24 protein-coding genes and 1 pseudogene are annotated in these 24,131 nt (G+C 69.6%); 15 read left to right on the top strand and 10 right to left on the bottom strand.

Annotated elements, in window-relative coordinates; genetic code table 11:
• Nucleotides 1-60: 60 nt before the first annotated feature.
• Genes ADX84_RS07525 through ADX84_RS07515 form a run of 3 tightly spaced genes read left to right on the top strand, consistent with a single transcriptional unit; the run spans nucleotide 61 to nucleotide 2,108 of the window.
• A complete protein-coding gene (locus tag ADX84_RS07525) occupies nucleotides 61-270 on the top strand; it encodes an MbtH family protein (RefSeq protein WP_017544117.1) in 210 nt (69 codons plus the stop codon).
• 51 nt (nucleotides 271-321) lie between these two features.
• Nucleotides 322-1,311, top strand: a complete 990-nt coding sequence (locus ADX84_RS07520) for an ATP-binding cassette domain-containing protein (protein WP_049569587.1) — start codon at nucleotides 322-324, stop codon at nucleotides 1,309-1,311.
• Entirely contained in the window at nucleotides 1,308-2,108 is an 801-nt protein-coding gene (locus tag ADX84_RS07515) for an ABC transporter permease (protein WP_082206337.1), read from the top strand. The genes ADX84_RS07520 and ADX84_RS07515 overlap by 4 nt, the downstream gene beginning before the upstream one ends.
• 321 nt (nucleotides 2,109-2,429) lie before the next feature.
• Here ADX84_RS07515 and ADX84_RS25340 read toward each other — a convergent pair.
• The 4 genes and pseudogenes from ADX84_RS25340 to ADX84_RS25965 all read right to left on the bottom strand — a co-directional run.
• A pseudogene (locus ADX84_RS25340) lies at nucleotides 2,430-3,320 on the bottom strand (MFS transporter); the annotation flags it as partial.
• Nucleotides 3,321-3,539: 219 nt separating this feature from the next.
• Nucleotides 3,540-4,565, bottom strand: a complete 1,026-nt coding sequence (locus ADX84_RS07500) for a nitronate monooxygenase (protein WP_049569580.1) — start codon at nucleotides 4,563-4,565, stop codon at nucleotides 3,540-3,542.
• Nucleotides 4,566-4,619: 54 nt separating this feature from the next.
• Nucleotides 4,620-5,930, bottom strand: a complete 1,311-nt coding sequence (locus ADX84_RS07495; RefSeq protein ID WP_053107265.1) for an MFS transporter — start codon at nucleotides 5,928-5,930, stop codon at nucleotides 4,620-4,622.
• A 262-nt stretch (nucleotides 5,931-6,192) separates the two neighbouring features.
• The gene (locus ADX84_RS25965; protein ID WP_156208041.1) at nucleotides 6,193-7,161 is read right to left on the bottom strand and encodes a hypothetical protein; all 969 of its coding nucleotides are present in this window, start codon (nucleotides 7,159-7,161) and stop codon (nucleotides 6,193-6,195) included.
• A gap of 312 nt (nucleotides 7,162-7,473) precedes the next feature.
• Between ADX84_RS25965 and ADX84_RS07490 the strand changes: the two genes are divergently transcribed.
• Nucleotides 7,474-8,229, top strand: coding sequence for an SDR family oxidoreductase (locus ADX84_RS07490; RefSeq protein ID WP_049569577.1), 756 nt, complete (start codon nucleotides 7,474-7,476; stop codon nucleotides 8,227-8,229).
• Nucleotides 8,230-8,376: 147 nt separating this feature from the next.
• Nucleotides 8,377-10,011 carry an AMP-binding protein gene (locus ADX84_RS07485; RefSeq protein WP_369801062.1) on the top strand — a complete coding sequence of 545 codons (1,635 nt, stop codon included), beginning with the start codon at nucleotides 8,377-8,379 and terminating at the stop codon, nucleotides 10,009-10,011.
• 109 nt (nucleotides 10,012-10,120) lie between these two features.
• Here the strand turns inward: ADX84_RS07485 and ADX84_RS07480 are convergent, their stop codons facing one another.
• Nucleotides 10,121-10,390 (bottom strand): HPr family phosphocarrier protein, encoded by a 270-nt coding sequence (locus ADX84_RS07480; RefSeq protein WP_049569569.1) that lies wholly within the window; start codon nucleotides 10,388-10,390, stop codon nucleotides 10,121-10,123.
• An 89-nt stretch (nucleotides 10,391-10,479) separates the two neighbouring features.
• A complete protein-coding gene (gene pfkB, locus ADX84_RS07475) occupies nucleotides 10,480-11,424 on the bottom strand; it encodes a 1-phosphofructokinase (RefSeq protein ID WP_049569566.1) in 945 nt (314 codons plus the stop codon).
• A 363-nt stretch (nucleotides 11,425-11,787) separates the two neighbouring features.
• On the opposite strand from pfkB, the gene ADX84_RS07470 reads away from it, so the two are divergent.
• The 6 genes from ADX84_RS07470 (at nucleotide 11,788) to ptsP (ending at nucleotide 17,388) form a co-directional block, all read left to right on the top strand.
• Nucleotides 11,788-12,549 (top strand): DeoR/GlpR family DNA-binding transcription regulator, encoded by a 762-nt coding sequence (locus tag ADX84_RS07470; protein WP_017544105.1) that lies wholly within the window; start codon nucleotides 11,788-11,790, stop codon nucleotides 12,547-12,549.
• Nucleotides 12,550-12,616: 67 nt separating this feature from the next.
• Entirely contained in the window at nucleotides 12,617-13,714 is a 1,098-nt protein-coding gene (mtlA, locus tag ADX84_RS07465) for a PTS mannitol transporter subunit IICB (RefSeq protein ID WP_049569563.1), read from the top strand.
• A 42-nt stretch (nucleotides 13,715-13,756) separates the two neighbouring features.
• The gene (locus tag ADX84_RS26270) at nucleotides 13,757-14,065 is read left to right on the top strand and encodes a PTS lactose transporter subunit IIB (protein WP_017544103.1); all 309 of its coding nucleotides are present in this window, start codon (nucleotides 13,757-13,759) and stop codon (nucleotides 14,063-14,065) included.
• Nucleotides 14,055-14,495 (top strand): PTS sugar transporter subunit IIA, encoded by a 441-nt coding sequence (locus ADX84_RS07455; protein WP_017544102.1) that lies wholly within the window; start codon nucleotides 14,055-14,057, stop codon nucleotides 14,493-14,495. Before ADX84_RS26270 ends, ADX84_RS07455 begins: the two co-directional genes overlap by 11 nt.
• A 79-nt stretch (nucleotides 14,496-14,574) precedes the next feature.
• Entirely contained in the window at nucleotides 14,575-15,615 is a 1,041-nt protein-coding gene (locus ADX84_RS07450) for a zinc-dependent dehydrogenase (protein ID WP_049569560.1), read from the top strand.
• 84 nt (nucleotides 15,616-15,699) lie between these two features.
• Complete coding sequence (gene ptsP, locus ADX84_RS07445; RefSeq protein ID WP_049569557.1) at nucleotides 15,700-17,388, top strand: phosphoenolpyruvate--protein phosphotransferase; 1,689 nt, start codon at nucleotides 15,700-15,702, stop codon at nucleotides 17,386-17,388.
• A gap of 92 nt (nucleotides 17,389-17,480) precedes the next feature.
• Here the strand turns inward: ptsP and ADX84_RS25335 are convergent, their stop codons facing one another.
• Nucleotides 17,481-17,675 carry a DUF397 domain-containing protein gene (locus tag ADX84_RS25335; protein ID WP_082206336.1) on the bottom strand — a complete coding sequence of 65 codons (195 nt, stop codon included), beginning with the start codon at nucleotides 17,673-17,675 and terminating at the stop codon, nucleotides 17,481-17,483.
• Nucleotides 17,676-17,908: 233 nt separating this feature from the next.
• Between ADX84_RS25335 and ADX84_RS07440 the strand changes: the two genes are divergently transcribed.
• The 3 genes from ADX84_RS07440 to ADX84_RS07430 all read left to right on the top strand — a co-directional run bounded on the left by ADX84_RS07440 (nucleotide 17,909) and on the right by ADX84_RS07430 (nucleotide 20,025).
• Nucleotides 17,909-19,138, top strand: a complete 1,230-nt coding sequence (locus ADX84_RS07440; protein ID WP_049569554.1) for a helix-turn-helix transcriptional regulator — start codon at nucleotides 17,909-17,911, stop codon at nucleotides 19,136-19,138.
• A 159-nt stretch (nucleotides 19,139-19,297) separates the two neighbouring features.
• The gene (locus tag ADX84_RS07435; protein ID WP_049569551.1) at nucleotides 19,298-19,519 is read left to right on the top strand and encodes a hypothetical protein; all 222 of its coding nucleotides are present in this window, start codon (nucleotides 19,298-19,300) and stop codon (nucleotides 19,517-19,519) included.
• Nucleotides 19,519-20,025, top strand: coding sequence for a hypothetical protein (locus tag ADX84_RS07430; protein WP_049569548.1), 507 nt, complete (start codon nucleotides 19,519-19,521; stop codon nucleotides 20,023-20,025). Before ADX84_RS07435 ends, ADX84_RS07430 begins: the two co-directional genes overlap by 1 nt.
• A 38-nt stretch (nucleotides 20,026-20,063) precedes the next feature.
• On the opposite strand, the gene ADX84_RS07425 is transcribed toward ADX84_RS07430, so the two are convergent.
• A complete protein-coding gene (locus ADX84_RS07425) occupies nucleotides 20,064-20,399 on the bottom strand; it encodes a glyoxalase superfamily protein (protein ID WP_049569545.1) in 336 nt (111 codons plus the stop codon).
• Complete coding sequence (locus tag ADX84_RS07420; RefSeq protein ID WP_049569542.1) at nucleotides 20,389-21,030, bottom strand: TetR/AcrR family transcriptional regulator; 642 nt, start codon at nucleotides 21,028-21,030, stop codon at nucleotides 20,389-20,391. The genes ADX84_RS07425 and ADX84_RS07420 overlap by 11 nt, the downstream gene beginning before the upstream one ends.
• Nucleotides 21,031-21,191: 161 nt before the next feature.
• Between ADX84_RS07420 and ADX84_RS07415 the strand changes: the two genes are divergently transcribed.
• The gene (locus tag ADX84_RS07415; RefSeq protein WP_049569539.1) at nucleotides 21,192-22,808 is read left to right on the top strand and encodes an MFS transporter; all 1,617 of its coding nucleotides are present in this window, start codon (nucleotides 21,192-21,194) and stop codon (nucleotides 22,806-22,808) included.
• A gap of 80 nt (nucleotides 22,809-22,888) precedes the next feature.
• On the opposite strand, the gene argJ is transcribed toward ADX84_RS07415, so the two are convergent.
• A complete protein-coding gene (argJ, locus tag ADX84_RS07410; protein ID WP_049569536.1) occupies nucleotides 22,889-24,049 on the bottom strand; it encodes a bifunctional glutamate N-acetyltransferase/amino-acid acetyltransferase ArgJ in 1,161 nt (386 codons plus the stop codon).
• Nucleotides 24,050-24,131 lie beyond the last annotated feature (82 nt).

Raw genomic sequence — 24,131 nt, 5'->3', positions numbered from 1 at the left:
AACCACCGACAATCCGCGGCCGTGATCGCGAGCCGCACGAACACAGAAGGGCACACAGCCATGCAGAACCCGTTCGACGACACCGACGCCTCCTTCCTGGTCCTGGTCAACGCCGAGGACCAGCACTCCCTGTGGCCCGCCTTCGTCCCGGTCCCGGCCGGCTGGGTCGTGCGCCACGGCCCCGCCGAGCGCCAGGAGTGCCTCTCCTACATCGACACCAACTGGACCGACATGCGGCCCCACCGGGTGCGCCAGCTCGACGCGGCCTGAGAACCCAGGGCCCGGCCGCGCGGCCGGGCCCCCAACCACGAAGGGAGTGACGTGGACGGGGACGACCATGTCATCGAGGTCGAGGGACTGACCAAGTCCTTCGGGCGACACCGCGCGCTTCGGGGCATCGACCTGGCCGTGCCGCGCGGGCACGTCCTGGGGCTGCTCGGCCCCAACGGGGCGGGCAAGACCACCACCGTCCGCGTGCTGACCACCCTGCTGCGGCCGGACGGCGGGCGGGTCCGGGTCGCCGGTCACGACGTGGTGGCCGACCCGGGTGCGGTCCGCCGCAGCATCGGGCTCTCCGGCCAGTACGCGGCCGTGGACGAGAAGCTCACCGGCTTCGAGAACCTGCGCATGGTGGGCCGCCTGTACGGGATGAACCGCGCGCAGGCGGCCGAGCGCGCCAGGGAACTGCTGCGGCGCTTCCGGCTCTCCGACGTCGCGAACCAGAGTTCGGGCGCCTACTCGGGCGGTATGCGCCGCCGCCTGGACCTGGCCGGGGCCCTGGTGGCCCGGCCCGAGGTGGTCGTGCTCGACGAACCCACGACCGGCCTGGACCCGCGCGGGCGCATGGACACCTGGGAGATCGTCTCCACCCTCGTGGAGGACGGGACCACGGTCCTGCTGACCACGCAGTACCTGGAGGAGGCCGACCAGCTCTCGGACACGATCGTGGTCATCGACAAGGGAACGGTGATCGCCCGGGGCAGCGCCGACGCCCTCAAGGAGCACATGGGCGGGGCACGGATGGACTTCGTCCTCGCCGACGCCGCCGACCTGGATTCGGCCGCGGGGATCGTCGCGGACCACGGCAACGGCCGACCCGAGACCGATCCGGGCGCCAGACGGCTCTCGGTGGGCACCTCGGAGGGGCAGTCGGCGCTGACCGGGGCTCTGTCGGCGCTGCAACGGGGCGGTGTCCCGGTGGTCGAGGTGGCGCTGCGCCGCCCCACCCTGGACGAGGTGTTCCTCGAACTGACCGGACGTGAGGAGGGCGAGGCCGCCGAGCCCGCTCCCGTGGCGGGAGGGCACCGGTGAACGTACTGATGAGATCGGTGAGCGACAGCGGGGTCGTCGCCCACCGGAACCTGCTCCACGTCGTGCGGACCCCGGGATCCATGGTCGCGGGGGTCATCCAGCCGGTGATGTTCGTCCTGCTGCTCGCCTTCGTCTTCGGGGGCAGCCTGGGCGGCGCGCAGTACCGGGAGTTCCTGATCGGCGGTATCTTCGCGCAGACCCTGCTGTTCAACTCCTCCTTCACGGCGGTCGGGCTGGCCAACGACCTCCAGAAGGGCATCGTCGACCGCTACCGGTCGCTGCCGATGTCCCGGATCGCCGTCATCCTGGGCCGGACCCTCTCGGACCTGGCGACGAGTTCCCTGTCGCTGTTGGTCACGGCCGTGTGCGGGCTCCTGATCGGATGGCGGGTCACCACGGGGGCGAGCGAGGTGGTCCTGGGCGTGGCCCTCCTGCTCTTCTTCGCCTTCGCGACCTCCTGGATCGGGGTCTTCATCGCGCTGACCGCCCGCAGCGTCGAGGTGGCCCAGAGCCTGGGCCTGGTCTGGCTGTTCCCGGTCGCCTTCGTGTCGGGTGCCTTCGTCTCCATCGAGGGCATGCCCGCGCCGCTGCGGATCGTCGCGGAGTGGAACCCGGTCACGGCCGTCGCCTCGGCCGCCAGGGAGCTGTTCGGCAACGCCCCGCCGCCGGGCCTGGCGCAGCCGACCGGCTGGCCTGCGGAGAACGCCGTGCTGTACGCGGCGCTGTCCTCGGCCGTGATCATCGCCGTCTTCGCCCCGCTGGCCCTGCGCCGCTACGTCCTCATCAGCGCCCGCTGATCCACGGGGCCTCAGGGGGCGCGGGGGCGGAGCGGGACGACCCATGAGTGGACCGCCGCCTTCGCGCCCCGGGGCCGACGGACTACGGGGTGCCTCCCCGTACTCAGGCCTGGGGCCGAGGCTCCTCCTTGAAGGAGTGCAGGAGCAGGGGGACGCACAGGAAGACGGCGGCCCCCATGACGGCGAAGTAGGCGGGAGCGGACAGGTCCAGGAGGGCTCCGCCCAGGACGGGACCGACGAAGAACCGAGGTAGCGCAGTTCGGACAGGCCGAAGTAGGCGCCCTTGCGGTCGTCCGCGGCCAGGGAGTGCACCGCCACGTCCGGCAGGGGCAGCAGGATCGCCTCGCCCAGGGTCCAGAACACGATGGCCACGTACAGAAGGACCACGTTGGTCGTGCCCAGCCACACGCAGACGAAGGCGACCGCGAAGAACACGCACCCCAGGGTCACCAACGGGCCCCGGGGGAGGCGCTCGGACAGCCAGATCACAGGGGGCTGCACCGCCAGGGCCAGGGCGGCGTTCAGCACCAGCAACGAGGCGAACAGGTACTCCGTCCGTTCGCCGTAGGCGCCCTTCATGTACAGCGGGATGGACGTGTCCATCTGGGCCATGATCAGGAAGACCACCGCCCCCGCGCCGATGGCGGCGATGAGGTGGCGGTCACGCAGGGCGTCGGTCCACGGAACCGGTGAGGTGCTCCTGGAGGAGGTCTCCAAGCGCGTCAACTCCGCGCCGCGCACCGCCACCACTGACAGGTAGAGCGCGAAGAAGGCCGCCGGGGCCAGGAAGAACGCCGCCGGACCCGCGTGGAACAGGACGCCGCCCACGGCCGGTCCGACGATCGCCCCCATGCACAGGGTGATGTAACGGACGCGGAAGATCCGGCCGTCGCCGGTGTCGGACAGGGAGAGCAGCTTCTTCATGCTCGGTTCGACCATCGTGCGCGCCACGCCCAGGCTGAGGAAGAGCGACACGATGGCGGCGGGAGCGGAGGCCAGGGCCAGCGCCGAATAGACCACCACGTTCAGCAGGAGTCCCCACCGCATGAGCCGGACGGCGCCGAACCGGTCGGCGACCATGCCGCTCAGGAGGCCGCCGAACGCGGCGATCAGCGCAATACCACCGACCACCGCGCCGATCCCCGCGGCGGACAGTTCCGTCCGGTCCGCGAGGTAGAGCGCGGCGAACGGCAGGGCGGCGAAGAACGCCATGGAGTTGAGCAGCGAACCCAGCACGAGTGTGCGTTCGTCGCGGCTGAACCGCCACAGGGAACGGCGCTGACTGGTCTGGGTCACGGGACTCCCGGGGGGTGGACGCTGGGGGAGCGGCCACTTTAGGGGCCGACACCGACAGTCGAGCCGCTCTCGCCCGTGGAGTCCGGGGCTCAGCCCAGGATCTCACCGACGACTGGCCCCGCTGAGTCCCGCGCCTCAGGGGCGCCCGGCGGCGTCGCGCAGCTCGGCGACCAGCTCCGCCGCGGGCAGTTCCCGGGCCTGACGGAACCCGGTCCCCGCCCACAGGGCCATGCCCCCGGTGTCACCGGCCCGGGCCGCGGCGGCGCGCAGCGGCCTGGTCATGTGGTGCACCTCGGGGTAGGCGGCGGGCGCGTCCGGATGCTCGACCATGAACCGGTTGGTGAGCCCTCTCGCCGGACGTCCGGTGAACGCCCGGGTCAGAGAGGTCTCACCGAAGGCCGGATCAGCCAGCGCGGCCTTGTGCGCGGGCTGCGCGCCGCTCTCCGGGCACCGGAGGAAGGCCGTGCCCAGCTGGACAGCGGTGGCCCCGGCAGTGAGGGCGGCGACGACGTCCTCACCGGTCATGATGCCTCCGGCCGCGACCACCGGCACGTCGACGGCGCCCACCACCTCGGGCAGCAGCGTGAGCAGGGGCCTGTCGTCGCCCTGAGCGGGGTTGAAGGTGGCACGGTGCCCGCCCGCTTCCAGTCCCTGCACACACACGCAGTCGGCGCCGCGGGCCACGGCGGTCCGGGCCTCCTCGACGGTGGTGGCGGTGACGACCGTTGCCGAACCCGCCTCGCGCAGCCGCTCCAGCACCGTCGCCGAGGGGCAGCCGAAGGTGAAGCTCACCAAGGAGACGGGAGTGTTCACCAGCAGGTCGATCTTGGCGTCCCAGGCGTCGTCGTCATGCCCGGCCGGGCCGACCTCGGCCCCGAGCCGCTGGGCCTCCTCGGCGAGGTCACTTCGGTAGTCGTCGAGCACGGACGCGGGCGCCGGTGAGCCGGAGGGGACGAACACGTTCACGCCGAACACCTCGGTCCCCAACGCGCGCACCTCGGCGATCCGATCGGCCAGCGCCTCCGCGGACAGGTACCCGGCGGCCAGCGACCCCAGACCGCCCGCGCCGTCCACCGCGTGGGCCAAGGCGGGGGTGGAGGTGCCTCCGGCCATGGGGGCCTGGAGGATCCTCCGCGTACCGAGGAGTTCGGGCAGGTTCATGCTCTTCGCCTTCCCACGGGGGTCCGGTGCGGGACCGCGTGACCTGCGCGCAGGTTAACAGGAGGGTTCGGATCGGCCCCGGGCCGCGTCCTCGTTCTGCCGCACGGCCCAGGTGAAGTCCGCTGACTCCGGTAGGAGTCTGGTGAGCACCAGCGCGGCCGCCGCCAGCACCAAGGCGAACACCGCGAGGACGGACACGGCCGCGGGTATGCCCCACAGGTCCCACAACCAACCGAACGAGCTGGTCGTGAGCGCGCTGCCGAGCAGGGTCACCACCGTCACCGCCGAGAACATCGAGTTCCGGTTGGCGTCGGTGAACATCAGCTGGCACCACGCCCCGGACAGCACACCGCCCAACCCGATCAGGAACTCCGCCGCCACCAACCCCGTCACCAGCGGAACCACGCCGTGGGCGGCCAGGACCAGTGGAAGCCCGATGCCCATCGACAGGAGCGCGCCCCACACGTGCGGCCGGTCCTGGTGCACCCAGCGGGCGCAGGCCGCACCGGCGGCCAGCGAGAGGCTCATGAGCAGGAGCACCAGACCGTTGAGGCGCACGTCGTCGTCACCGTACTCGGCCAGGAGCATGGGCTGCCAGGACACCACGAGCAACATGGTGGCGACCATCAGGGACAGCGCTAGCACCACGGGTGGAAGGAAGCGGCGGGAGGCCACCAGTACCACCGACTCCAGGACGATGGTGCCGATCCGCCGGTCCGGCTGACCCGGGGTCGCGGGGAAGCACACGGGGGCCAGCACGCCCAGCAGGAGGACGAGGACGCCTCCCACCGCGATCATCGTGCCCGCCGACAGCCACGTGCCCGCCACCATCACGGAGGCGGCTCCCAGCACGGAACCCAGCCGGGTGGACACCGCTCCCACCCGCACGATCCGCGTGATGCGCGCGTTCCTGTCGTGGGGGCCGATCCGGTTGATGAGGATCGCGTTGAGGGTGCCGGACTTCAGGGACATGCCGATGTTGCCCAGACACACGCCCACCACGGTGAACACGAGTCCGTCCGCCAGGCCGAGGGCGACGAATCCCGAACCCCACACCAGGAGGCCGAGCGTCAGCAGGCGGCGGTGCCCGTACCGGTCACCGAGGGCGCCGCTGGGCGCCTCCATGACCAGTCCGATGAGGTGGCCCCCGGCCAGGATCAGGCCCACGGCCCAGGGATCGGCCCCTCGCGCAAGGATCACGGTGACGAAGACCGCGCCGAAGGCGAAGTCGGCCGTGGTGCTGACCAGCGTGAAGACGCTGAGCCGGGCCAGGAGAGGGAACCGCCTCCCCTCCGGGGGAGGGGGCTGCGGACCGGAAGGCGTGGGTTCGTCCGTGGGGGCTTGGTCGGAAGTGCTGTGGGACATGGCGGTCCGCTTCCGTCAGGACCCGTGCACCGGGCCGGTGAGGTTTCGCCGACGCTAACAGCGCCCGGTCCCGTCACTCCACGTTTTTTCCTTCTCCGGCCCTTCTACGGTGCTCACCATCTGGCCCGCTTCTCGGATCTTTTGGCTCTTTCCCCTGCCACTCTGGTCTCGCCCCAACCCCAAAGCTCGACGTGTATGGGAGTTCCGGGGGTCCTCCGACTGAGTATGTGCTGAGGGAGTCGGTGCGGTGTCGCCGGTGTGTCTACGTCCACCCAGTAAAGGAGTCCTCGTGTCGGTACACCAACCCGATGTTGACTGAATCTAGAAGGTCACGCAGATCGGGATGCGGCTCCTGGGGGAGGAGGACAGCAAGGTTGGGGTCGCTGGGGGTCACGTGTCTGCGATAGTCCATGAGTTGGCCAATAGCCATGCGTACTGATTCACGAGAACTTGCGCCCTTTGCTTCGTACAAAATGTGAGAGTCTGCGTCGTACAGGTCTGTTAGAAGGCTTGAGGAGAGTCCCGCGACCCTGATCTGAAATCTTTTCACCTCGCGCTCGTGTTCTTCGAGTAGAATTCGGAATTCATCACAAAGTGAAGCTTCGCGCCTGCTCACGTCGGTGCGAGGAAGTGCTGACCTGGAGATCGGCCCCCCGTGGTTGGCTTCGGGTTCTACCATCGCGCTGGTTGTGAGCTCGGCCGGCACTGGCACCGATTCTGTTTTTGGAAGAGGAGTGATGGAATCCCGATCGGCCACTTCCAGAGTATCGATGGGGCGAAGTCGAAAGACAATGACCCTTCGAAGCTGCCCTTTCGTGTTTGGCGCCTGGCGCACAACATAGGGAAGTTCTGTGTCGAGCTCGAACAGTCCAATATACCTTTGCCGTTTTGCTCCACTGCCAGGAACCTTCCCGTCGGCCTTGAATAGTCGCAGTCCACGACCATCGTCGACATGCATGAGAATGGCACGGTTCCTCTGCCCGTGGCGACCTTTAAATACCTGATCTCCGTCCCCGTCGCCGGTGTACTCGAAGATTGGGCCGGTCCCGTCGTCGGTCGGGGCCCAGCCGTCGTAGTATCCCCATTGCTCGCCAGAGGAAGGATCTGTGTAGAGCAAAACATTTGGCGTGGTCGAAGATGGATGAATTCCCATTCCCTGGCCGCCGCCAAAAACGGATTTCATTTCCAGGCGTGTGGTGAACTCGCCGGGCCTGATGTTTCTGTCGATCATATGCCCAATGTACAACTTCACGAAGAATTAGTCATCCCCTCTGTCGGGTTCGTGAGTGAACTGCATGAATGGTCTTGTGTGAGGAGCGTGCATTTGTGCAGTTCAGAGGCGTGAGAAATCTGGTTGCTAGCCTCCGTCAACCACCCCCGCAACAGAGGGGCAGCGGTGACACTCATGCTCGATCCAAGCTCGAACACGTTCAGCGCCTGCAGGGGGCTTCAGCTTTAGGGTCCACCTCTGCGGCCCCGCCACGTGGTGGGGACCCCGTCCCCGGATACGCTCGGCGCGACACCTGACCTTGGGAGGAACCACATGACAGCGACCGCGGTCGTCACCGGAGCCAGCAGCGGGATCGGTGCCGCCACCGCTCGCGGGCTCGCCGCCGAGGGCTACGAGGTGGTCCTGGTGGCCCGCCGCGCCGACCGGATCGAGGCGCTCGCCGAGGAGATCACCGGGAACGGTCACTCGGCCCGCGCCCGGGTCCTCGACGTCACCGACCGCGCGGCCGTCGACGCCTTCGCCGAGGAACTGGGCTCCTGCGACGTCCTGGTCAACAACGCGGGCGGCGCGATCGGCACCGAGACCGTCGCCAACGGCGACCCCGCCGACTGGCGGCGCATGTACGAGGTCAACGTCCTGGGCGTGCTCAACATGACCCAGGCCCTGCTGCCCAAGCTCATCGCCAGCGGGGACGGCACCGTCCTGGTCGTCTCCTCCGTGGCCGGACACGGCGTCTACGAGGGCGGCGGCGGTTACGTGGCCGCCAAGCACGGAGCCCACACCTTGGCCGCCACCCTGCGCCTGGAACTGTGCGGGGAACCGGTCCGTGTCCTGGAGGTGGCCCCCGGCATGGTCAAGACCGAGGAGTTCTCCCTCAACCGCCTGCGTGGGGACGCCGAGGGAGCCGAGGCCGTGTACGCAGGGGTTCCGGACCCGCTGAGCGCCGAGGACGTGGCCGACACCATCGTGTGGGCGATCACCCGGCCGCCGCACGTCAACGTCGACTTGCTCGTGGTCCGTCCGCGCGCCCAGGCGGCCGCGCACAAGGTGCACCGAGTCAAGGAGTAGGCGTCGTCCCGGGGTGGAGGGGAAGGCCTTCCCCCGGGCCTGGGCGCGTGATAGGTGTGATCTGGCTTACACGCCCGGAGGGGTGCGGCAGCACTCCTCCGGGCGTGGGATCCACTGTCCCGCACGGCTAGGAGCCTGGACTTGAGTGTGAACGCCGCCCTTCCCAGCTACGCCTCCGGCACCTCCACCACCCCTCTGCTCGGCGACACCATCGGCGGCGACCTGGCCCGGACCGTGGCCGCGCACCCCGACCGGGACGCCCTGGTGGACCGGGCCTCCGGGCTCCGGCTCACCTACCGGGAGTTCGGCGCGGAGGTCGAGCGGGTGGCGCTGGGACTGCTCGACCTCGGCGTGGTGAAGGGGGACCGGGTCGGCGTCTGGGCGCCCAACCGGTCCGAGTGGGTCCTCGTGCAGTACGCGACCGCCCGCGTGGGCGCCGTCATGGTGAACATCAACCCCGCCTACCGCACCCACGAGTTGGAGTACGTGCTCAACCAGGCGGGGATCTCGGTGCTGGTCGCCGCGCCCTCGTTCAAGTCCTCTGACTACGCCGCGATGATCGAGCAGGTGCGCGGCGAGTGCCCCGAGCTGCGCGAGGTGGTGCTCTTCGACGGCCCGGCCTGGGCGGCGCTGCTCGCCGCCGGTGACGGGGGCGATCCGGACGGACTCGCCGCGGTCGAGGCCACGCTCTCCCCGGACGATCCGGTCAACATCCAGTACACCTCCGGCACGACCGGGTTCCCCAAGGGCGCGACCCTCTCCCACCACAACATCCTCAACAACGGCTACTCCGTCGGTGAGCTGCTGGGATATACCGAGGCCGACCGGATCTGCATCCCCGTGCCCTTCTATCACTGCTTCGGCATGGTGATGGGAAACCTGGCCGCCACCAGCCACGGCGCGTGCATGGTCATCCCGGGCCCCGGGTTCGACTCCGCAGCCGCGCTCGACGCCGTCCAGGCGGAGCGCTGTACCTCGCTCTACGGCGTGCCCGCCATGTTCATCGCCGAGCTGGCCCTGCCCGACTTCGACTCCTACGACCTCTCCACGCTGCGCACCGGCATCATGGCTGGGTCACCCTGCCCGGTCGAGGTCATGCGCCAGGTCATCGACCGGATGGGGATGGCCGGGGTGTCGATCTGTTACGGGATGACGGAGACCTCCCCGGTGAGCACCCAGACGCGGACCGACGACTCGTTGGAACGCCGGGTGTCCACCGTGGGCAGGGTCGGGCCGCATCTGGAGGTGAAGGTCATCGACCCGGCCTCCGGGGTCACGGTCCCTCGCGGTGTCCCCGGCGAACTGTGCACCCGGGGCTACTCGGTGATGCTCGGCTACTGGAACCAGCCGGACAAGACGGCCGAGGCGGTCGACGCGGGCCGCTGGATGCACACCGGCGACCTCGCCGTCATGGACGACGACGGCTACGTGAGCATCACCGGGCGGATCAAGGACATGGTGATCCGGGGCGGCGAGAACATCTACCCGCGGGAGGTGGAGGAGCTGCTGTACACCCACCCCGACCTGCTGGACGCCCAGGTCATCGGGGTCCCGGATCAGAGGTACGGCGAGGAGCTCATGGTATGGGTGCGCATGCGCGACGGCGCCGAACCCCTCACCGCCGAGGCCCTGCGCGTCTTCTGCGAGGACCGGATCGCACACTACAAGATCCCGCGCTACGTCCACGTGGTGGATGAGTTCCCCATGACGGTCACCGGCAAGGTCCGCAAGGTCCAGATGCGCGAGGAGGCCGTCCGTCTACTCGACGGCGGGCTGATCTGAGGGGACGGGTCGGCCTGGAGCGGCCAGTTGGCTTGGGGCGGGTCCGCCCTGCCCGGCGGAGGGTCGGCCTGGAGGGGCGGGCGGGGACGGCCGCCCGCCCCGGTCCCGGCTACTTCGGGTCCAGTTCCTTGCCGAGCATCTCCACCAGCCCGTCCAGGGCCGCGTCCGAGCTCTCTTCCTCGCAGGTCAGCGTGACGGTCTCGCCGTGCGAGGCCCCCATCGCCATGACCGCCAGCACACTGCGGGCGTCCACCGGCTTGTGGTCCGCGCGGGAGACGGTCACGGGCAGACCGGTCTCGTTGACCGCCTGGACGAAGAGTGTCGCGGGCCGGGCGTGCAGGCCGAGGAGGGATCCGATGACAACGGTGCGCTCGGGCATGTCAGTCCTTGGGGGTGTCGGGCGGGGCCGGGAGGTCCGGCCCCGGTCACGGTGGTCGGTGGCTGTGGCTGTGGCTGTGGAACGGGTGGTCACGACGACGGTTCGATGCGCCAGTCCGGGTCGGGCTCGGTCGCCGCGCTGACGCCGTCGGTGGCGACGTCGTCGGGGTGGGGGACGGTCGTTCCCGGAAGCGCGACGGCCGCGGTCCCCCAGGCCACGGCCTGACGGAGGCGCTCCTCAGGGGAGCCGTCTCCGGCGAGGAATCCCGCGAGCGCGCTGTCGCCCGCGCCCACGGTACTCCGGGTGCGTACCCGGGGACCGCGTGCCCAACGTACGTCCCGCTCCGTGACGAGGAGCGCTCCGTGGCCGCCCAGGGTGACCAGGGCGGACTCGTTTCCCCAGGCGAGGACCTCGCGGGCCGCCTCGGTGACGTCGCCGAGGGTGGTCAGCTCGCGGCCGACCAGCGCCGCGAGCTCCTCCTGGTTGGGCTTGAGCAGGGTGATGGATCCGGCCTTGGCGGCGGCGGTCAGCGGCGCACCGGAGGTGTCCAGGGCCAGGGGCACGCCGTGGGCGGAGGCCAGGCTCGCGACCCGCACGTAGAGGTCCTCGGGGACCCCGGCGGGGAGGCTGCCACTCGCCACCACCCAGGCGGGGGAGCGGGTCAGCTCGTCCTCCAGGGCGCCGAGCAGGGCCTCGACCTCCTCGGGGGACATCACGGGGCCGGCCGCGTTGAGCTTGGTGGTGGTGCCGTCGGACTCGGTGACGGTGACGTTCCCGCGGGTTTCTCCGGCGATGGGCACGGTGACGCGGGGCAGGTCGCCGAGGAGGGTGACGAGTTCGGCCCCACCGCCGCCGCCGATAGGGAGGAGCGCGCGGGTGGTGACCCCGTTGCCGAACAGGGCTCGGGAGACGTTCACTCCCTTGCCGCCCGCCTGAGAGCGGGTGTCGCGCACGCGGAGCACCTCGCCTCGGACGAGGCGGTCGACCTCAAGGGTGTGGTCGACGCTCGGGTTCGGGGTGAGGGTCAGGATCATGGGTGCTCTCTTCGAGGGGTGTGACGCGCCCGGTCCGGGTGCCTCCGCAGTGGAAGGGTGCGCCCGAGGAGGTGGGGTTCCGCTGGCTGGTGGGTGGCTCCATGGGGGATGTGGTTCTGTCTTTGATTATGTGTGTTTGTCTGTGTGTGTCAATGGTGTGACGCGGATCGGATGGATGCTCCTCGGTGGACCGAGGGTCGGGTGACCCGTGCTGTCTCCTGGTCACAACGCCCGAGGGTCGGATGATCCTTCTCCTGACAACCTGGTGGGGTTGCTGGGATATTGGGGGGAGATACCCCTTGTGTGTCCCATGCAACACCATTAAACTCACCGAAAACCACACCGAAACACAGGTGATCCAACATGTACGCGGAAGAACGCCAGAAGGTGATCCTCGAACGCGCCCGGCACGACGGCCGGGTCGACGTGACGGGGCTCGCCTCGGAGTTCGACGTGACCTACGAGACCGTCCGCCGTGACCTCACCGCCCTTGAGCGGCACGGGGTCCTGCGCAGGGTCCACGGTGGCGCGATCCCCGTTGAGAGACTGGGTTTCGAGCCCGCTCTCACTGTGCGCGACTCCGTCATGACCCAGGAGAAGGAGCGGATCGCCAAGGCCGCGCTCGCCGAACTTCCGGACGAGGGCGCCATCCTCCTGGACGCGGGATCCACCACGGGGCGTCTGGCTGAACAGCTGCCCACGGACCGCGAGCTCACCGTCGTCACCAACTCCCTCTCAATAGCTCTCACCCTCACCCCACGAACCAACATCAACCTCATGCTTCTCGGCGGCCGCATCCGTACCCGGACCCAGGCCAGCGTCGAGTCCTGGGCCCTGCGCGCCCTCGCCGAGTGCTACGTCGACGTGGCCTTCATGGCCTCCAACGGAGTGTCCGTCGAACGAGGCCTGACCACCCCCGACCCGGCCGAGGCCGAAGTCAAGAGGGCCATGATCGCCTCCTCTCGGCGCTCCGTGCTCCTCGCCGACCACACCAAGGTCGGCAACGACCACTTCGCCCGTTTCGCCGCTGTCGAGGACCTCGACCTCGTCATCACCGACAACGGACTCGCCGACGGACTCGCGGACGAACTGGAGACGGCCGGTCCCAACGTCCGCGCCGTCTGACCACCCCACCATCACTCTCTCCCCGGCCGAGGCAGACCGCCCGCCGGACCTCCCAGGAGGTTCCCCCATGTCAACCCAGCAGAGCAGACTCGTCAACGTGCGCTCGGGAGTCCAGCGCTTCGGCGGCTTCCTGGCGAGCATGGTGATGCCCAACATCGGCGCGTTCATCGCCTGGGGCCTCATCACAGCGCTGTTCATCCCTGACGGCTGGTGGCCCAACGAGCACATGGCCCAGCTCGTCGACCCGATGATCGGCTTCCTGCTGCCGCTGCTGATCGGGTACACCGGCGGTCACCTCATCTACGACAAGCGCGGCGGCGTGGTCGGCGCCATCGCCACCATCGGTGTGATCGTCTCCGCCGACATCCCGATGTTCCTCGGCGCGATGCTGGCCGGTCCGCTCGCCGCGTACCTGATCAAGCAGATCGACAAGGTCCTCCAGCCCAGGACCCCCAGCGGCTTCGAGATGCTGGTCAACAACTTCAGCGCCGGCATCCTCGGTGGCCTCATGGCCATCACGGGGCTCTACGCCATCGGCCCGGTGGTCACGACCATCGCCTCCTGGCTCGGCCGGGGCGTGCAGTTCCTCATCGACCTGTCGCTGCTGCCGCTGGTCTCGATCCTCATCGAGCCCGCCAAGGTCCTGTTCCTCAACAACGCCATCAACCACGGTGTCCTCGGACCCCTGGGCGTGGTGCGGGTCGCCGACCAGGGCAAGGCCATCGAGTTCCTCATCGAGACCAGCCCCGGCCCGGGCCTGGGCATCCTTGTGGCCTGCATGCTCTTCGGCCCGAAGCTGAGCAGGGCGACCGCCCCCGGTGCGATCATCATCCACTTCTTCGGTGGCATCCACGAGATCTACTTCCCGTACATCCTCGCCCAGCCCAAGCTCATCCTCGCGGCGATCGCCGGCGGCATGTCCGGCATCACCACGTTCCTCCTCTTCGACGTCGGCCTGCTCGCCACCCCGGCGCCCGGCAGTATCTTCGCCCTCATGGCGGTCACCCCGCGCGGTGACCACATCGGGGTCCTGGCCGGAGTCCTGGTCGGAACGCTCGCGTCGTTCGCCGTCGCCTCGCTGCTCCTCGGCTTCGGCCGGGCCGAGCGCAAGGCTGAGCGGGAGGCCGCCGAGGCGGAGAAGGCCAAGGCAGACAAGGGCGAGTAGCCCACCGAAACCCCAACCACCACAGAACTGGGAGAACCGTTCATGGCCACCATCGAAGGCTCCGACATCAAGAAGGTCGTCGTCGCCTGCGACGCCGGGATGGGCAGCAGCGTCCTGCTCACCTCGCAGCTCAAGAAGAGCCTGTCGCCCCACGGCGTCACCGTCGAGCACTCGCCGGTCGACCGCATCCCCGAGGACGCCGACCTCGTCCTCTGTCACGCCGGTCTCGTCGACCGCGCCCGCCACCGGGCGGGCGACACCGTGGTCGTGCCCTTCCAGATGTTCCTCGGCGACCCGGCGTTCGCCCGCGTGGAGGCGGCCATCCGGGACGGTGGCACCCTTGGCGACTGACCTCACCCTCACCGCCGAGTCGGTGCGGCTCGGCGGGACCGCCAAGGACCGCGCCGACGCCATCGACCAGTGCGGGGCCCTCCTCGTGGAGCTCGGCGCCGTCGAACCCGGCTACGTGCCCGCCATGCACGAGCGCGAGGCCTCCATCCCCACCTTCGTGGGGGAGGGGGTGGCCATCCCGCACGGCACCGACGCCTCGCGGACGATGGTCAAGAAGACGGCCCTGGCCGTGATCCAGTTCCCGGAGGGGATCGACTGGGGCGGGCCCACCGTGCACGTCGCCATCGGCATCGCGGCCTCCGGCGACGAGCACCTCAAGGTGCTGTCCTCGCTGGCCGGGGTCCTCACCGACCCCGAGCGCGCTGCCAGCCTGCGCGGAGCGACCAGCGTCGAGGACGTCCTCGAGCTCCTCGCGCCCGCCGCGGGCTGATCCCCCACCACCGAACAGACGCTCCACCGGTCGGGGCGGAGAACCCGCCCCGACCAAGCCCCACCAGAAAGGCCCGAACATGCTCGTCGCCCGCTTCTACGCCCCAGGTGACATCCGTCTGGAGCAGGCACCCGAGCCCACCCCCGGACCGGGGCAGCTCAAGATCGCCGTCGCCAACTGCTCCACCTGCGGCACCGACGTGAAGATCTCCAAGCACGGCCACCACCACATCCGCCCGCCCCGGGTCATCGGCCACGAGATCGCGGGCCGGATCGTCGAGGTCGGCGAGGGCGTCGACGGCTGGGCCGAGGGCGACCGGGTCCAGGTCATCGCGGCCATCCCGTGTGGGAAGTGCGTGGAGTGCTCCGACGGCCGCTTCACCGTCTGCTCCAAGCAGGAGTCCATGGGCTACCACTACGACGGTGGTTTCGCCGAGTACATGATCATCCCCGAGGCCGTCCTCGCGGTGGACGGCGTCAACCGCGTGCCGGACAACATCGACCTCGCCGAGGCCTCCGTGGCCGAGCCGCTGGCCTGCGTGCTCAACGGCCAGGAGATCGCCGGTGTGGGCGAGGGCGACACGGTCGTGGTCATGGGCGCCGGTCCGATCGGCTGCCTGCACGTGCGGCTGGCCCGGGCCAAGGGCGCGGCCAAGGTGTACCTGGTGGACCTCAACCGCGGCCGCCTGGACATGTCCGCCGCCATCGTGGAGCCGGACGCCTCGATCTGCGGCGAGGAGACCGACGCCGTCGCCGAGGTCCTGCGCCTCACGGGTGAGCGCGGCGCCGACGTGGTCATCACCGCCGCCGCCTCCGGCAAGGCCCAGGAGGACGCGCTCCGCATGGTGTCGCGCAGCGGCCGGATCAGCTTCTTCGGCGGCCTGCCCAAGGACGCGCCCATCATCCAGCTGGACGCCAACGTCGTGCACTACAAGGAGATCTCGATCTTCGGTGCCAACGGCTCCAGCCCCGAGCACAACAAGCGGGCCCTCGAACTGATCTCCTCGGGTGCCGTCCCGGTCGCCGACCTCATCACCGAGCGGATGCCGCTGTCGGACGTCCACAAGGCGATCGAGACCGTGGCCTCGGGCACGGCCGTCAAGGTCACCATCCAGCCCTGACGCTGACCCTTCCCCGGTTCGGTCCGGCACACCAGACCGTTTCCGGGTAGCTACTCGAAAACAGACCCCCTCAGGAGAGCACACATGGAGCAGACGAACCCCACCCGGGCACTGGAAGGCATCGCGGCTGGTCCGGGTGGGGCCGTCGCTCCGGTGGCCAGGATGGCGGCACCACCCTCACTCCCGGAGACCGAGCCCGAGGTGACGGACGTCGGGGCCGAGCAGGAGTCGGCCCGCGCCGCCCTGGAGAGCGTGGCGACCGACCTCGAAGGCCGGGCCGCCGGACTCGACGGTGAGGCCGCCGCCGTGCTCAACGCGCAGGCGCTCATGGCCCGCGACCCGGAGCTGCGGCGCCAGGTCGAGGAGGGCATCACCGAGAACCGGGCCGCCGCGTGGGCGGTGCGGGACGCCTGTGGCCGTTACCAGGACCTGCTTCTGGCTGCGGGGGGCTACCTGGCCGAGCGCGCCGCCGACCTCGCCGACATCCGGGACCGTGCGGTCTCTGTCCTGCTCGGGCTGCCCATGCCCGGGCTGCCCGACCCCGGTCACCCGCACGTGCTGGTGGCCGAGGACCTCGCGCCCGCCGACACCGTGCGCCTGGACACCAGCCAGGTGAAGGCCATCGTCACTCGCCTCGGTGGTCCCACCAGCCACACCGTCATCCTCGCCCGTTCCCTGGGTCTGCCCGCCGTGGTGGGCTGTCCGGGGGCGGAGGAGCTGACCGACGGCACTCTCGTCGCCGTGGACGGGGACAAGGGAACCGTCGAGGTGGACCCGGACCCCGAGGTGGCCGAGCGGGTTCGCCTGCGGGCCGAGCGGCGTCGGGCCGTGCTGGCGCAGAGCTCCGGTCCCGGCCGCACGTCCGACGGTGTGCCGGTTTCGCTGCTGCTCAACGCGGGCGAGGGCGACCCGGACGAGGCCGGTGCGCACGACAGCGAGGGCATCGGCCTGCTGCGCACCGAGTTCCTGTTCCTCGACAGGGCCGAGCCGCCCACGGTCGCCGAGCAGACCGAGTCCTACACCAAGCTGTTCCGCGCCTTCGAGGGCCGCACCGTCACCGTGCGGACCCTGGACGCTGGCTCGGACAAGCCGCTGGCCTTCGCCGACACCGGCGAGGAGGACAACCCGGCGCTGGGCGTGCGTGGCTTCCGCACCACCCGGGTGCACCCGAACCTGCTCTCCGACCAGCTCACGGCCATCGCGGCCGCGACGAAGGCCTGCGAGCACACCCGGGTCCGGGTGATGGCGCCGATGGTGTCCACGCCCGCCGAGACCGAGGAGTTCGCGAACCTCGCCCGTGAAGCGGGGATCACCGAGGTCGGCGTGATGGTGGAGGTGCCCGCCGCGGCTCTTCTGGCGGACCGGCTGCTGTCCCGGGTGGACTTCGTGTCCATCGGCACGAACGACCTGGCCCAGTACACGATGGCGGCCGACCGCACCCTGGGTTCGCTGCCTGACCTGCTGGACCCCTGGCAGCCCGCGCTCCTGAGCCTGATCGGCCAGGTGGGGGCGGCAGGGAAGAGGGCGGAGCGTTCCGTGGGGGTGTGTGGCGAGGCCGCCGCCGACCCGCTGCTCGCGGTGGTTCTGGTGGGGCTGGGCGTGACCAGCCTGTCCGCCGCGCCCCCGGCGCTGCCCGCCGTGCGCTACGCGCTGGCGCGGCACACCGAGGAGGAGTGCCGCGCGCTGGCCAACCTCGCCCTCAACGCCGAGACTCCGGCGCAGGGGCGGGAGGCCGTCAGGAAGGCCGCTCACGCGGAGGTCACCGACCTCTGATCGCGACAGGGTTCAGGAATGCGGCGTCCGGACTCCTGAACCGCTGTAGCCACCGAAGAGGCCCTGGGTTTTCCCGGGGCCTTTTTGTGTTCCTAGCTCCCGGCGCGCACCCCGGTGAGGAGGGCTGGCCATTCCTGGCCGGGGAAGAGGAGGTGTCCGGCCTCGCGGTTCTGGGTGTCACGAACGGCAGTGCCATGGGGAAGGTCAGCGACCTCGACACAGTTGCTTCGGTCGCTGTAGCTGGAGGTACGGAAGCCGAGTACACCAGGGTTGAGAATGGGGTTCACGGATGCCTTTCAGGATGCTTCGACGATCCCGTGCAGGGCAGCTGACGCTGGACCGCAGCGCTCTCTGAGAGAGCTACCCACAGGTGAGGCCGCCCATCCCGAGGTCGCCTGACTCTGATCTTCCTGGGAACGGGATTCCTCATTGGTGGGAGCGGAGTTCCGTGGATTCCTTTCATGGCAAAGGCCCCGCCCCGTAGCCTGACAGTGCGACCTGATCAGGAAGGGGAGGGGCCATGCCCAACAATTGTACCCCGACGGAAGTGCCCGATTTCGGAAAACGCCTACGGCACCACCGCACACGGAAAGGCCTGACCCGTGCGGTCCTGGGCGGGCTCGTCGGCCGCTCGGCCGAATGGGTCAAAGCGATTGAAACCGGCCGTCTGCAGGTGCCCCGGCTACCGCTACTGCTGCGGATCGCGGAGGTGCTTCAAGTGAAGGATCTCGCGGACCTCACTGGAGAACAACGGTTGTCGGCCACCACTGTCACACGTGACGCTCACGAGAAGCTGCCCGCGATCCGCACCGCGTTGACCACCTATCACCTGACCTCCTCGGACAAGGAACCTCTGACCTCTCGTCAGGTGGCCGACCGGGTGCGGCATGGATGGCAGCTGTGGCACGGCAACCGGAACCACCGCAGTGGGGTGGCCGCAGTGATTCCGGACCTGCTGGCCGACATCCAACGCACCGTGCGCCAGGTCGAGGGGAATGAGCGGCGCCGGGCCCTCACCGCCCTGGCGCAGGTGTACCACCTCGCGCAGCTCTACGTGAGCTTCCAACCCGCGCAGGAACTGGTGACCCTTACCGGGGACCGGGCGATGGCGGCGGCCCAGGACGCGGACGACCCGCACGCCATCGCAGTGGCTGCCTGGTACATGAACCATGTGTTCCGCGACGCCGGCGAGCGGCATGAAGCCCGGGTCGACCTCGCCATGAGCGCGGCACGTTTGGTCAAGCCCGCCCAGGGTCCCGAGGATCTTGCTCGGTGGGGTCTGCTCCAACTCGGAGCCGCTCTGTCACACGCCAAAGTCGGCAAGTCCGGGGACGCGTGGCGCTACTGGGACCGAGCTGACGAAGCGGCCCGGCGGCTCGGGGATCAGTACGCGCACCCCTATCTGATCTTCGGCCGTGGGATGGTCGACGCGTACGCCGTCACCATGAACGCCGACCTTCTCCAGGGCGGGTCCGCCGTTCGGGCGGCGGCCAGGATCGACCTCGCGTCGATGCCCTCTGCCACCCGGAGGAGCTTCCACCTGATCGAGTCGGCTCGTGCGCACGATCTCCAGAACGAGGACATCGCGGTCGTCCACCTGCTCAACAAGGCCTACGAGGAGTCCCCCGAGACCGCGAGGTACAACCGGTTCGCGCGCTCAGCCGTGATCAGGCTCAGTGAGTCGAGGAACGGCATGATTCGCGACGACGTACGCTCGCTCGCTCGCTCGCTCGGAGTACGGGTCGCCTGAGTGGCACGGGTCCAGGGGTACGACTTGTACCCCTTGTCGAGGGGGTAGCGACGCTACCCCCTCCCTCGCGTTCGGAGACCTAGGGTCAGGGAGTCCAGACCCCGGCGAGCCGGTAGGAGGGCTCCCGGGGCACGGCCAACGCTGACTAGGAGCGCTGACATGCCCGACCTTATCCCCTGCCTCGCCCCGCGAATCAATGGCGCTGCCGGAGACCTCTCGCACCGCCCCCGCCGCCCGCGCAGGGCTGGGCGCGTGCGGGGCTACGCCGCGTTCCTCCGCCCGCCGCTCATCCCCTCGCCCCGACGGCCGTTGGACACCGCACCCCTGGACGTCCTCCACGCCGTCCTGGCCGGGCTACGCCGACTGGGGGTGTCCCTCTGATGCTGGACACCTACACCGGGGACCTTCTCGCCGCTGTCGGGGACGCCCTGCTCCCTCCAACCCGCCTCACCCCTCAGGAGCTGGCCGAGTGGCACGCGCACACCCTGCGCAACCGGCTCCCACTGATCCACGAGGCCCTGCGCATAGCTCAGGAGGAAGACGACGCCGAGCTGGCAACCCAGACGATCGACCAGGCCATTACCGACCACCCCAACCTCACGGCCGGTCCCCGGGCTGAGCGACGGGTCCCGCGTGAAGACTCATCCGGCGGCGAGCTGCCCGTCCCGGAGCACGTCCTCTGTGATCTGCTCTACCGGCACTGGGCGATGACCATCGAGGGGAAGCCACCGCACGAGAAGTACGTGGCGCGTCGACCCCTCGGCTGGACGGGCGAGGGCGACCCCTTCGAGCGGATCACCGCACCCACGCGAACGGAGCTGCTGAGGCTGCTCGCCCACCGTCACCTCGGCGTGGGGAAGCCGGACCCCGGACCGCCCACCACCTGATCCCAGCCGTTCGCGCGTCGGAGGGCGCGCGAGCGGCCTCAGTCCTTCGGGGTGCCCACGCGCAGACGATTCCCATCGGGGTCGCGGAGTTCGATCTCGCGCGCCCAGGGTGCCTCCTCCACGGTGGTCCCGAACTCGGCCGCGATCGCGTCCACATCCCTCACCCGCAGGTACACCAGGGTGTCGGGGCGAGCATCACCCGTGTGCTCCGACAGGAACAGCCGGATCGTCCCCCGAACGATCTCCACGAAGGCCGGGAACCCCGGCTCGAAGCGGTGCTCCCACTCCTGAGCGAACCCGAGCCTTCCGTACCAGCGCACGGCCACGGAGGCGTCGGCCACGCGCAGGATGGGGACGACCTCCTCAGGCGTCATCAACCCTGCTCCAGGTCCCACAGACAGCGTCGGGGACCAGGTCGAGCTGTTCCAGAAAGGCCTCCAGCAGCCCGTCGGTCTTGTCTCCGCACCCCGAGTCCGCCCAGGCCTGGAATCCGTTGTTGAGCGTGGCGTAGAACACCGCCGCCACCAGGGCGGGCCGGTGGTCGGTCGGGTCCACTCCGGCGCGTTCGGCGATGACGCGGGCGAGCCGGGACTGGCGGCGGGCGCAGTAGCGCATGTTCACCTCGATGAGCTCGGGGCTCCGTGAGATGAAGTTGGCCGCACTGCCCTGGAGATGCAGCTCCTCGCGCTCCAGGACCTCCCAGTGGTCGCGCATCGCGTTGCGCAGCGCACGGAAGGGCGGTTCGTCGGCGGGACGGTCGCGCACGAACGCGCAGAGGAGCTCGTCGACCTCCTCGATCGCCTCCAGGACCACGTTCTCCTTGGAGGCGAAGTACCGGAAGAACGTCCGCTGGGAGACCCCCGCGCACGAGGCGATCTCCTCGGTGGTGGTCGCCTCGTACCCCTTCTCGTGGAAGAGGCGCAGGCCGGACTCGATGAGGGTGTTGCGCAGTTCGGCCTTCTTGCGCTCGCGCAGTCCGACGTTCTCGGGGCTCGTCGTGCTCATGGACGTGCCTCCACTCCCGGGGTGACGCCTTCTTCCTGTCCCTGGAGGATACACGCGAGCAGAAGTGACGTCAGTCACTGACAAAAGTCAGCGATTGTCAAATGTCAGCCGCTGACATAATGTCGCCTGGTACGGGAAGCCAGAGAAGACACGGGGCACACATGACCACCCAGGCCGAGCAGAGTCCACGGGATCCGAGAGATCAGCAGCACCCTCAGGCCGCGACCGAGACCAATCCCCGCCCCCGCTTCACCGAGAGCCCCTGGGCCACCCTGGTCGCGATCGCCTTCGGCGTCATGATGGTCGCCCTCGACGGCACCATCGTGGCCGTGGCCAACCCCGCGATCGGCGCCAGCCTCGGCGCCTCCCTGGCCGAGCTCCAGTGGGTCACCCACGGCTACCTGCTCGGACTCGCGGTCTTCCTCATCACGGCGGGCAAGATCGGTGACCGCTTCGGCTACCGGAACACCTACCTCGTCGGCGTGGTCGGGTTCGTGTTGTCCTCGGTGGCGATCGCGCTGTCGTCCGGTGTCATCATGCTCATCGCCTTCCGGATCGTCCAGGGGATTTTCGGCGCCCTGCTGCTGCCCTCCGCGATGGGACTCCTGCGCGCCAGCTTCCCTCCCTCCAAGCTCGGCCGCGCCTTCGGCGTGTTCGGCAGCCTGATCGGCGCGGCCACGGCTGGCGGACCGATCCTCGGCGGACTCCTCGTCAGCGCTCTCAGCTGGGAGGCCGTGTTCTACATCAACGTCCCGGTCGGCGCCCTCGCCCTGGGTCTGGGCCTGTGGCTGCTGGCCGCCAACCGCGCCACCGACGCCGGGTCCCGCATGGACGTGCCCGGCATCGTCCTGGTGAGCGTCACGATCTTCGCGCTGGTCTGGGCGCTGGTCGAGGCGCCCAGCATCGGTTGGGCGCACCCGGTCACCCTGGCCTCCCTGGGTGTGGCCGTGCTCTTCGGTGCCGCCTTCCTCGTCTGGGAACGCCGCCCCGAACAGCCGCTCGTCCCGCTCGCCCTCTTCGCGCACCCCTCGCTGTCGATCGGCGTGGTCCTGACCGTGGCGATGGCGCTGGGCCTGATGGGCTCGCTGTTCTTCATCACCTTCTACCTTCAGGGCGTGCGCGGCCTGAGCCCCGCCCAGACCGGGCTCCAGCTCATCTCCATGACCGCGATGATGGCGATCACCTCACCCATCGCCGGTCGCCTCCTGGACCGGGTCGGTGCACGCCCGCCCACCACGGCCGGGCTGCTCTCCGCCTCGGCGGGCATGTTCCTGCTCTCCCGGCTGGAGGCCGACACCGGCGTTCCGTACGTCTCGATCGCCTTCGTGCTGCTGGGCGTGGGCCTGAGCCTGGTGATGACCGGCGCGACCGCCGCGATCATCGGCAACGCCCCGGTGCGCTACGCGGGGGTAGCCGCCGCGCTCCAACAGGCCGCCATGCAGCTCGGGGGATCGCTGGGAACGGCGGTCCTGGGCGCGGTGATGTCCGCGACCATCGTCTCCAGGCTGCCCGGGCACTACGCCGTCGCCGGTCTGGCCGAACCCTCCGCCGACGACCTCTCCGCCATGCAGAGCACCGTCGCGCAGGGCGGGGCGGTCCTGCCCGAGGGCGCGGACGCCGCCACCGCCGCCGCGATCACCCAGGCGAGCAACCTCGCCTTCCTGGACGGGCTCCAGCTGGCCTTCGGGATCGCCGCCGTGGTGATGCTGGTGGCGGCCGGACTCTCCCTCTTCATGAAGGCGGGCCGGATGACGGACGGCCCCGCCGTGCACATCTGATCGGATCAGGCCCATGGAACGTGTGAAGGCCCTGGCGGTGCTCCCACCAGGGCCTTCACACGTTCCCGAGTCGTCGTGGCTCAGGTCGTGTAGTCGGCGTTGATCCGGATGTAGCCCTCGGTCAGGTCGCAGCCGTAGACAGTGAAGGCGCCCTCGGCGATGCCCAGGTCGACGGTGATCACCACCTCGTCGCCCTTCATGTGCTGGGCGGCGCGCTCCAGCGTCTCCTCCGTGGCCTCGGTCGGGAAGGTCTCCACGTCCCCGAACACGATCCGCACGTTCTCGGGGAACACGTCGGTCTCGTCCGAGCACTTGCCCACGGCCATCGCGACCCGACCCCAGTTCGGGTCGGCACCGTGCACGGCCGTCTTGACCAGGGGTGAGTTCACCACGGCCTTGCCGATCCGCTTCGCCTGGGCGTCGTCGCGCGCACCGGTGATCCGCACCTCGATGAGCTTGCCCGCGCCCTCACCGTCGGAGGCGATCATCCGCACCAGGCTCAGCGCGACCTCGTACAGGGCGTCCTCGAACTCGGCGACGTCCACCGGACCGGCCAGCCCGTTGGCGAAGATCGCGGCGGAGTCGCTGGTGGAGGTGTCCGTGTCGATGCTCAGGGCGTTGAAGGTCCGGTCCACCACCCGCCGGAACACCGCGTCAAGGACGGGCTGCTCCAGTTCGGCGTCGGTGAAGAACCAGGTCAGCATGGTCGCCATGTTGGGTTCGATCATGCCGACGCCCTTGGCGATCCCGGTCAGGGTCGCGTCGCCGACCTTGGCGGTGGCGACCTTGGGGTGGGTGTCGGTGGTCATCATGGCCGCCGCGGAGCGGTCCAGGTCTGCCGGGGGGAACTCGGCAGGGAGGTCCTCCAGGTAGGAGCGGACCCTGTCCATGGGGTAGGGGCGGCCGATGACCCCGGTGGAGGCGATCAGGATTTGGTCGGGGTCGACCCCGGCGGCGCGGGCCACGCCCTCCTGGACCTCGCGAGCGTCGGCCGTCCCGATCTGGCCGGTCGCCACGTTGGCGTTGCGGGCGATCACGGTGACGCCTCGGGCCCGGCCGTCGGCGGCCGCCTCACGGCTGAGCTGGACGCTGGGCCCGGCGAACCGCGACTGGGTGAACACGGCGGAGACCGCCGTGGGGACCTGGGAGACCACTGTGAAGAAGTCGTCCTGCGGGTCCTTGATCCCGATGTTGCCGGCCACACCGACGAAACCGGCGGGAACGGGGGTCTTGCTGCTCATCGTCCTCCTCGGAACTTCGTGGGCGCCAGCCTACTTCTCCCCACCCGCGGAGTCCGAGGCCGGAGTGGTGCTCAGGAGCCCG

Origin of the sequence: Nocardiopsis sp. SBT366, assembly GCF_001083815.1 — a bacterium.
In the GTDB taxonomy this organism is placed as follows: Bacteria; Actinomycetota; Actinomycetes; order Streptosporangiales; family Streptosporangiaceae; genus Nocardiopsis; species Nocardiopsis prasina.
Note: the sequence above shows the minus strand (reverse complement) of the source record. Positions and strands in the feature narration are given on the sequence as shown.

What these genes read in the sequence shown, in the direction of transcription:
- ADX84_RS07450 (WP_049569560.1), top strand. Translation starts at nt 14,575, where the DNA reads ATGCTCGTCGCCCGCTTCTACGCCCCAGGTGACATCCGTCTGGAGCAG.
- ADX84_RS07425 (WP_049569545.1), bottom strand. Translation starts at nt 20,399, where the DNA reads ATGACGCCTGAGGAGGTCGTCCCCATCCTGCGCGTGGCCGACGCCTCC.
- ADX84_RS07495 (WP_053107265.1), bottom strand. Translation starts at nt 5,930, where the DNA reads ATGTCCCACAGCACTTCCGACCAAGCCCCCACGGACGAACCCACGCCT.
- pfkB (WP_049569566.1), bottom strand. Translation starts at nt 11,424, where the DNA reads ATGATCCTGACCCTCACCCCGAACCCGAGCGTCGACCACACCCTTGAG.
- ADX84_RS07440 (WP_049569554.1), top strand. Translation starts at nt 17,909, where the DNA reads ATGCCCAACAATTGTACCCCGACGGAAGTGCCCGATTTCGGAAAACGC.
- ADX84_RS07525 (WP_017544117.1), top strand. Translation starts at nt 61, where the DNA reads ATGCAGAACCCGTTCGACGACACCGACGCCTCCTTCCTGGTCCTGGTC.
- argJ (WP_049569536.1), bottom strand. Translation starts at nt 24,049, where the DNA reads ATGAGCAGCAAGACCCCCGTTCCCGCCGGTTTCGTCGGTGTGGCCGGC.
- ADX84_RS07470 (WP_017544105.1), top strand. Translation starts at nt 11,788, where the DNA reads ATGTACGCGGAAGAACGCCAGAAGGTGATCCTCGAACGCGCCCGGCAC.
- ADX84_RS07500 (WP_049569580.1), bottom strand. Translation starts at nt 4,565, where the DNA reads ATGAACCTGCCCGAACTCCTCGGTACGCGGAGGATCCTCCAGGCCCCC.
- mtlA (WP_049569563.1), top strand. Translation starts at nt 12,617, where the DNA reads ATGTCAACCCAGCAGAGCAGACTCGTCAACGTGCGCTCGGGAGTCCAG.
- ADX84_RS25965 (WP_156208041.1), bottom strand. Translation starts at nt 7,161, where the DNA reads ATGATCGACAGAAACATCAGGCCCGGCGAGTTCACCACACGCCTGGAA.
- ADX84_RS26270 (WP_017544103.1), top strand. Translation starts at nt 13,757, where the DNA reads ATGGCCACCATCGAAGGCTCCGACATCAAGAAGGTCGTCGTCGCCTGC.
- ADX84_RS07420 (WP_049569542.1), bottom strand. Translation starts at nt 21,030, where the DNA reads ATGAGCACGACGAGCCCCGAGAACGTCGGACTGCGCGAGCGCAAGAAG.
- ADX84_RS07490 (WP_049569577.1), top strand. Translation starts at nt 7,474, where the DNA reads ATGACAGCGACCGCGGTCGTCACCGGAGCCAGCAGCGGGATCGGTGCC.
- ptsP (WP_049569557.1), top strand. Translation starts at nt 15,700, where the DNA reads ATGGAGCAGACGAACCCCACCCGGGCACTGGAAGGCATCGCGGCTGGT.
- ADX84_RS07415 (WP_049569539.1), top strand. Translation starts at nt 21,192, where the DNA reads ATGACCACCCAGGCCGAGCAGAGTCCACGGGATCCGAGAGATCAGCAG.
- ADX84_RS07430 (WP_049569548.1), top strand. Translation starts at nt 19,519, where the DNA reads ATGCTGGACACCTACACCGGGGACCTTCTCGCCGCTGTCGGGGACGCC.
- ADX84_RS07480 (WP_049569569.1), bottom strand. Translation starts at nt 10,390, where the DNA reads ATGCCCGAGCGCACCGTTGTCATCGGATCCCTCCTCGGCCTGCACGCC.
- ADX84_RS07435 (WP_049569551.1), top strand. Translation starts at nt 19,298, where the DNA reads ATGCCCGACCTTATCCCCTGCCTCGCCCCGCGAATCAATGGCGCTGCC.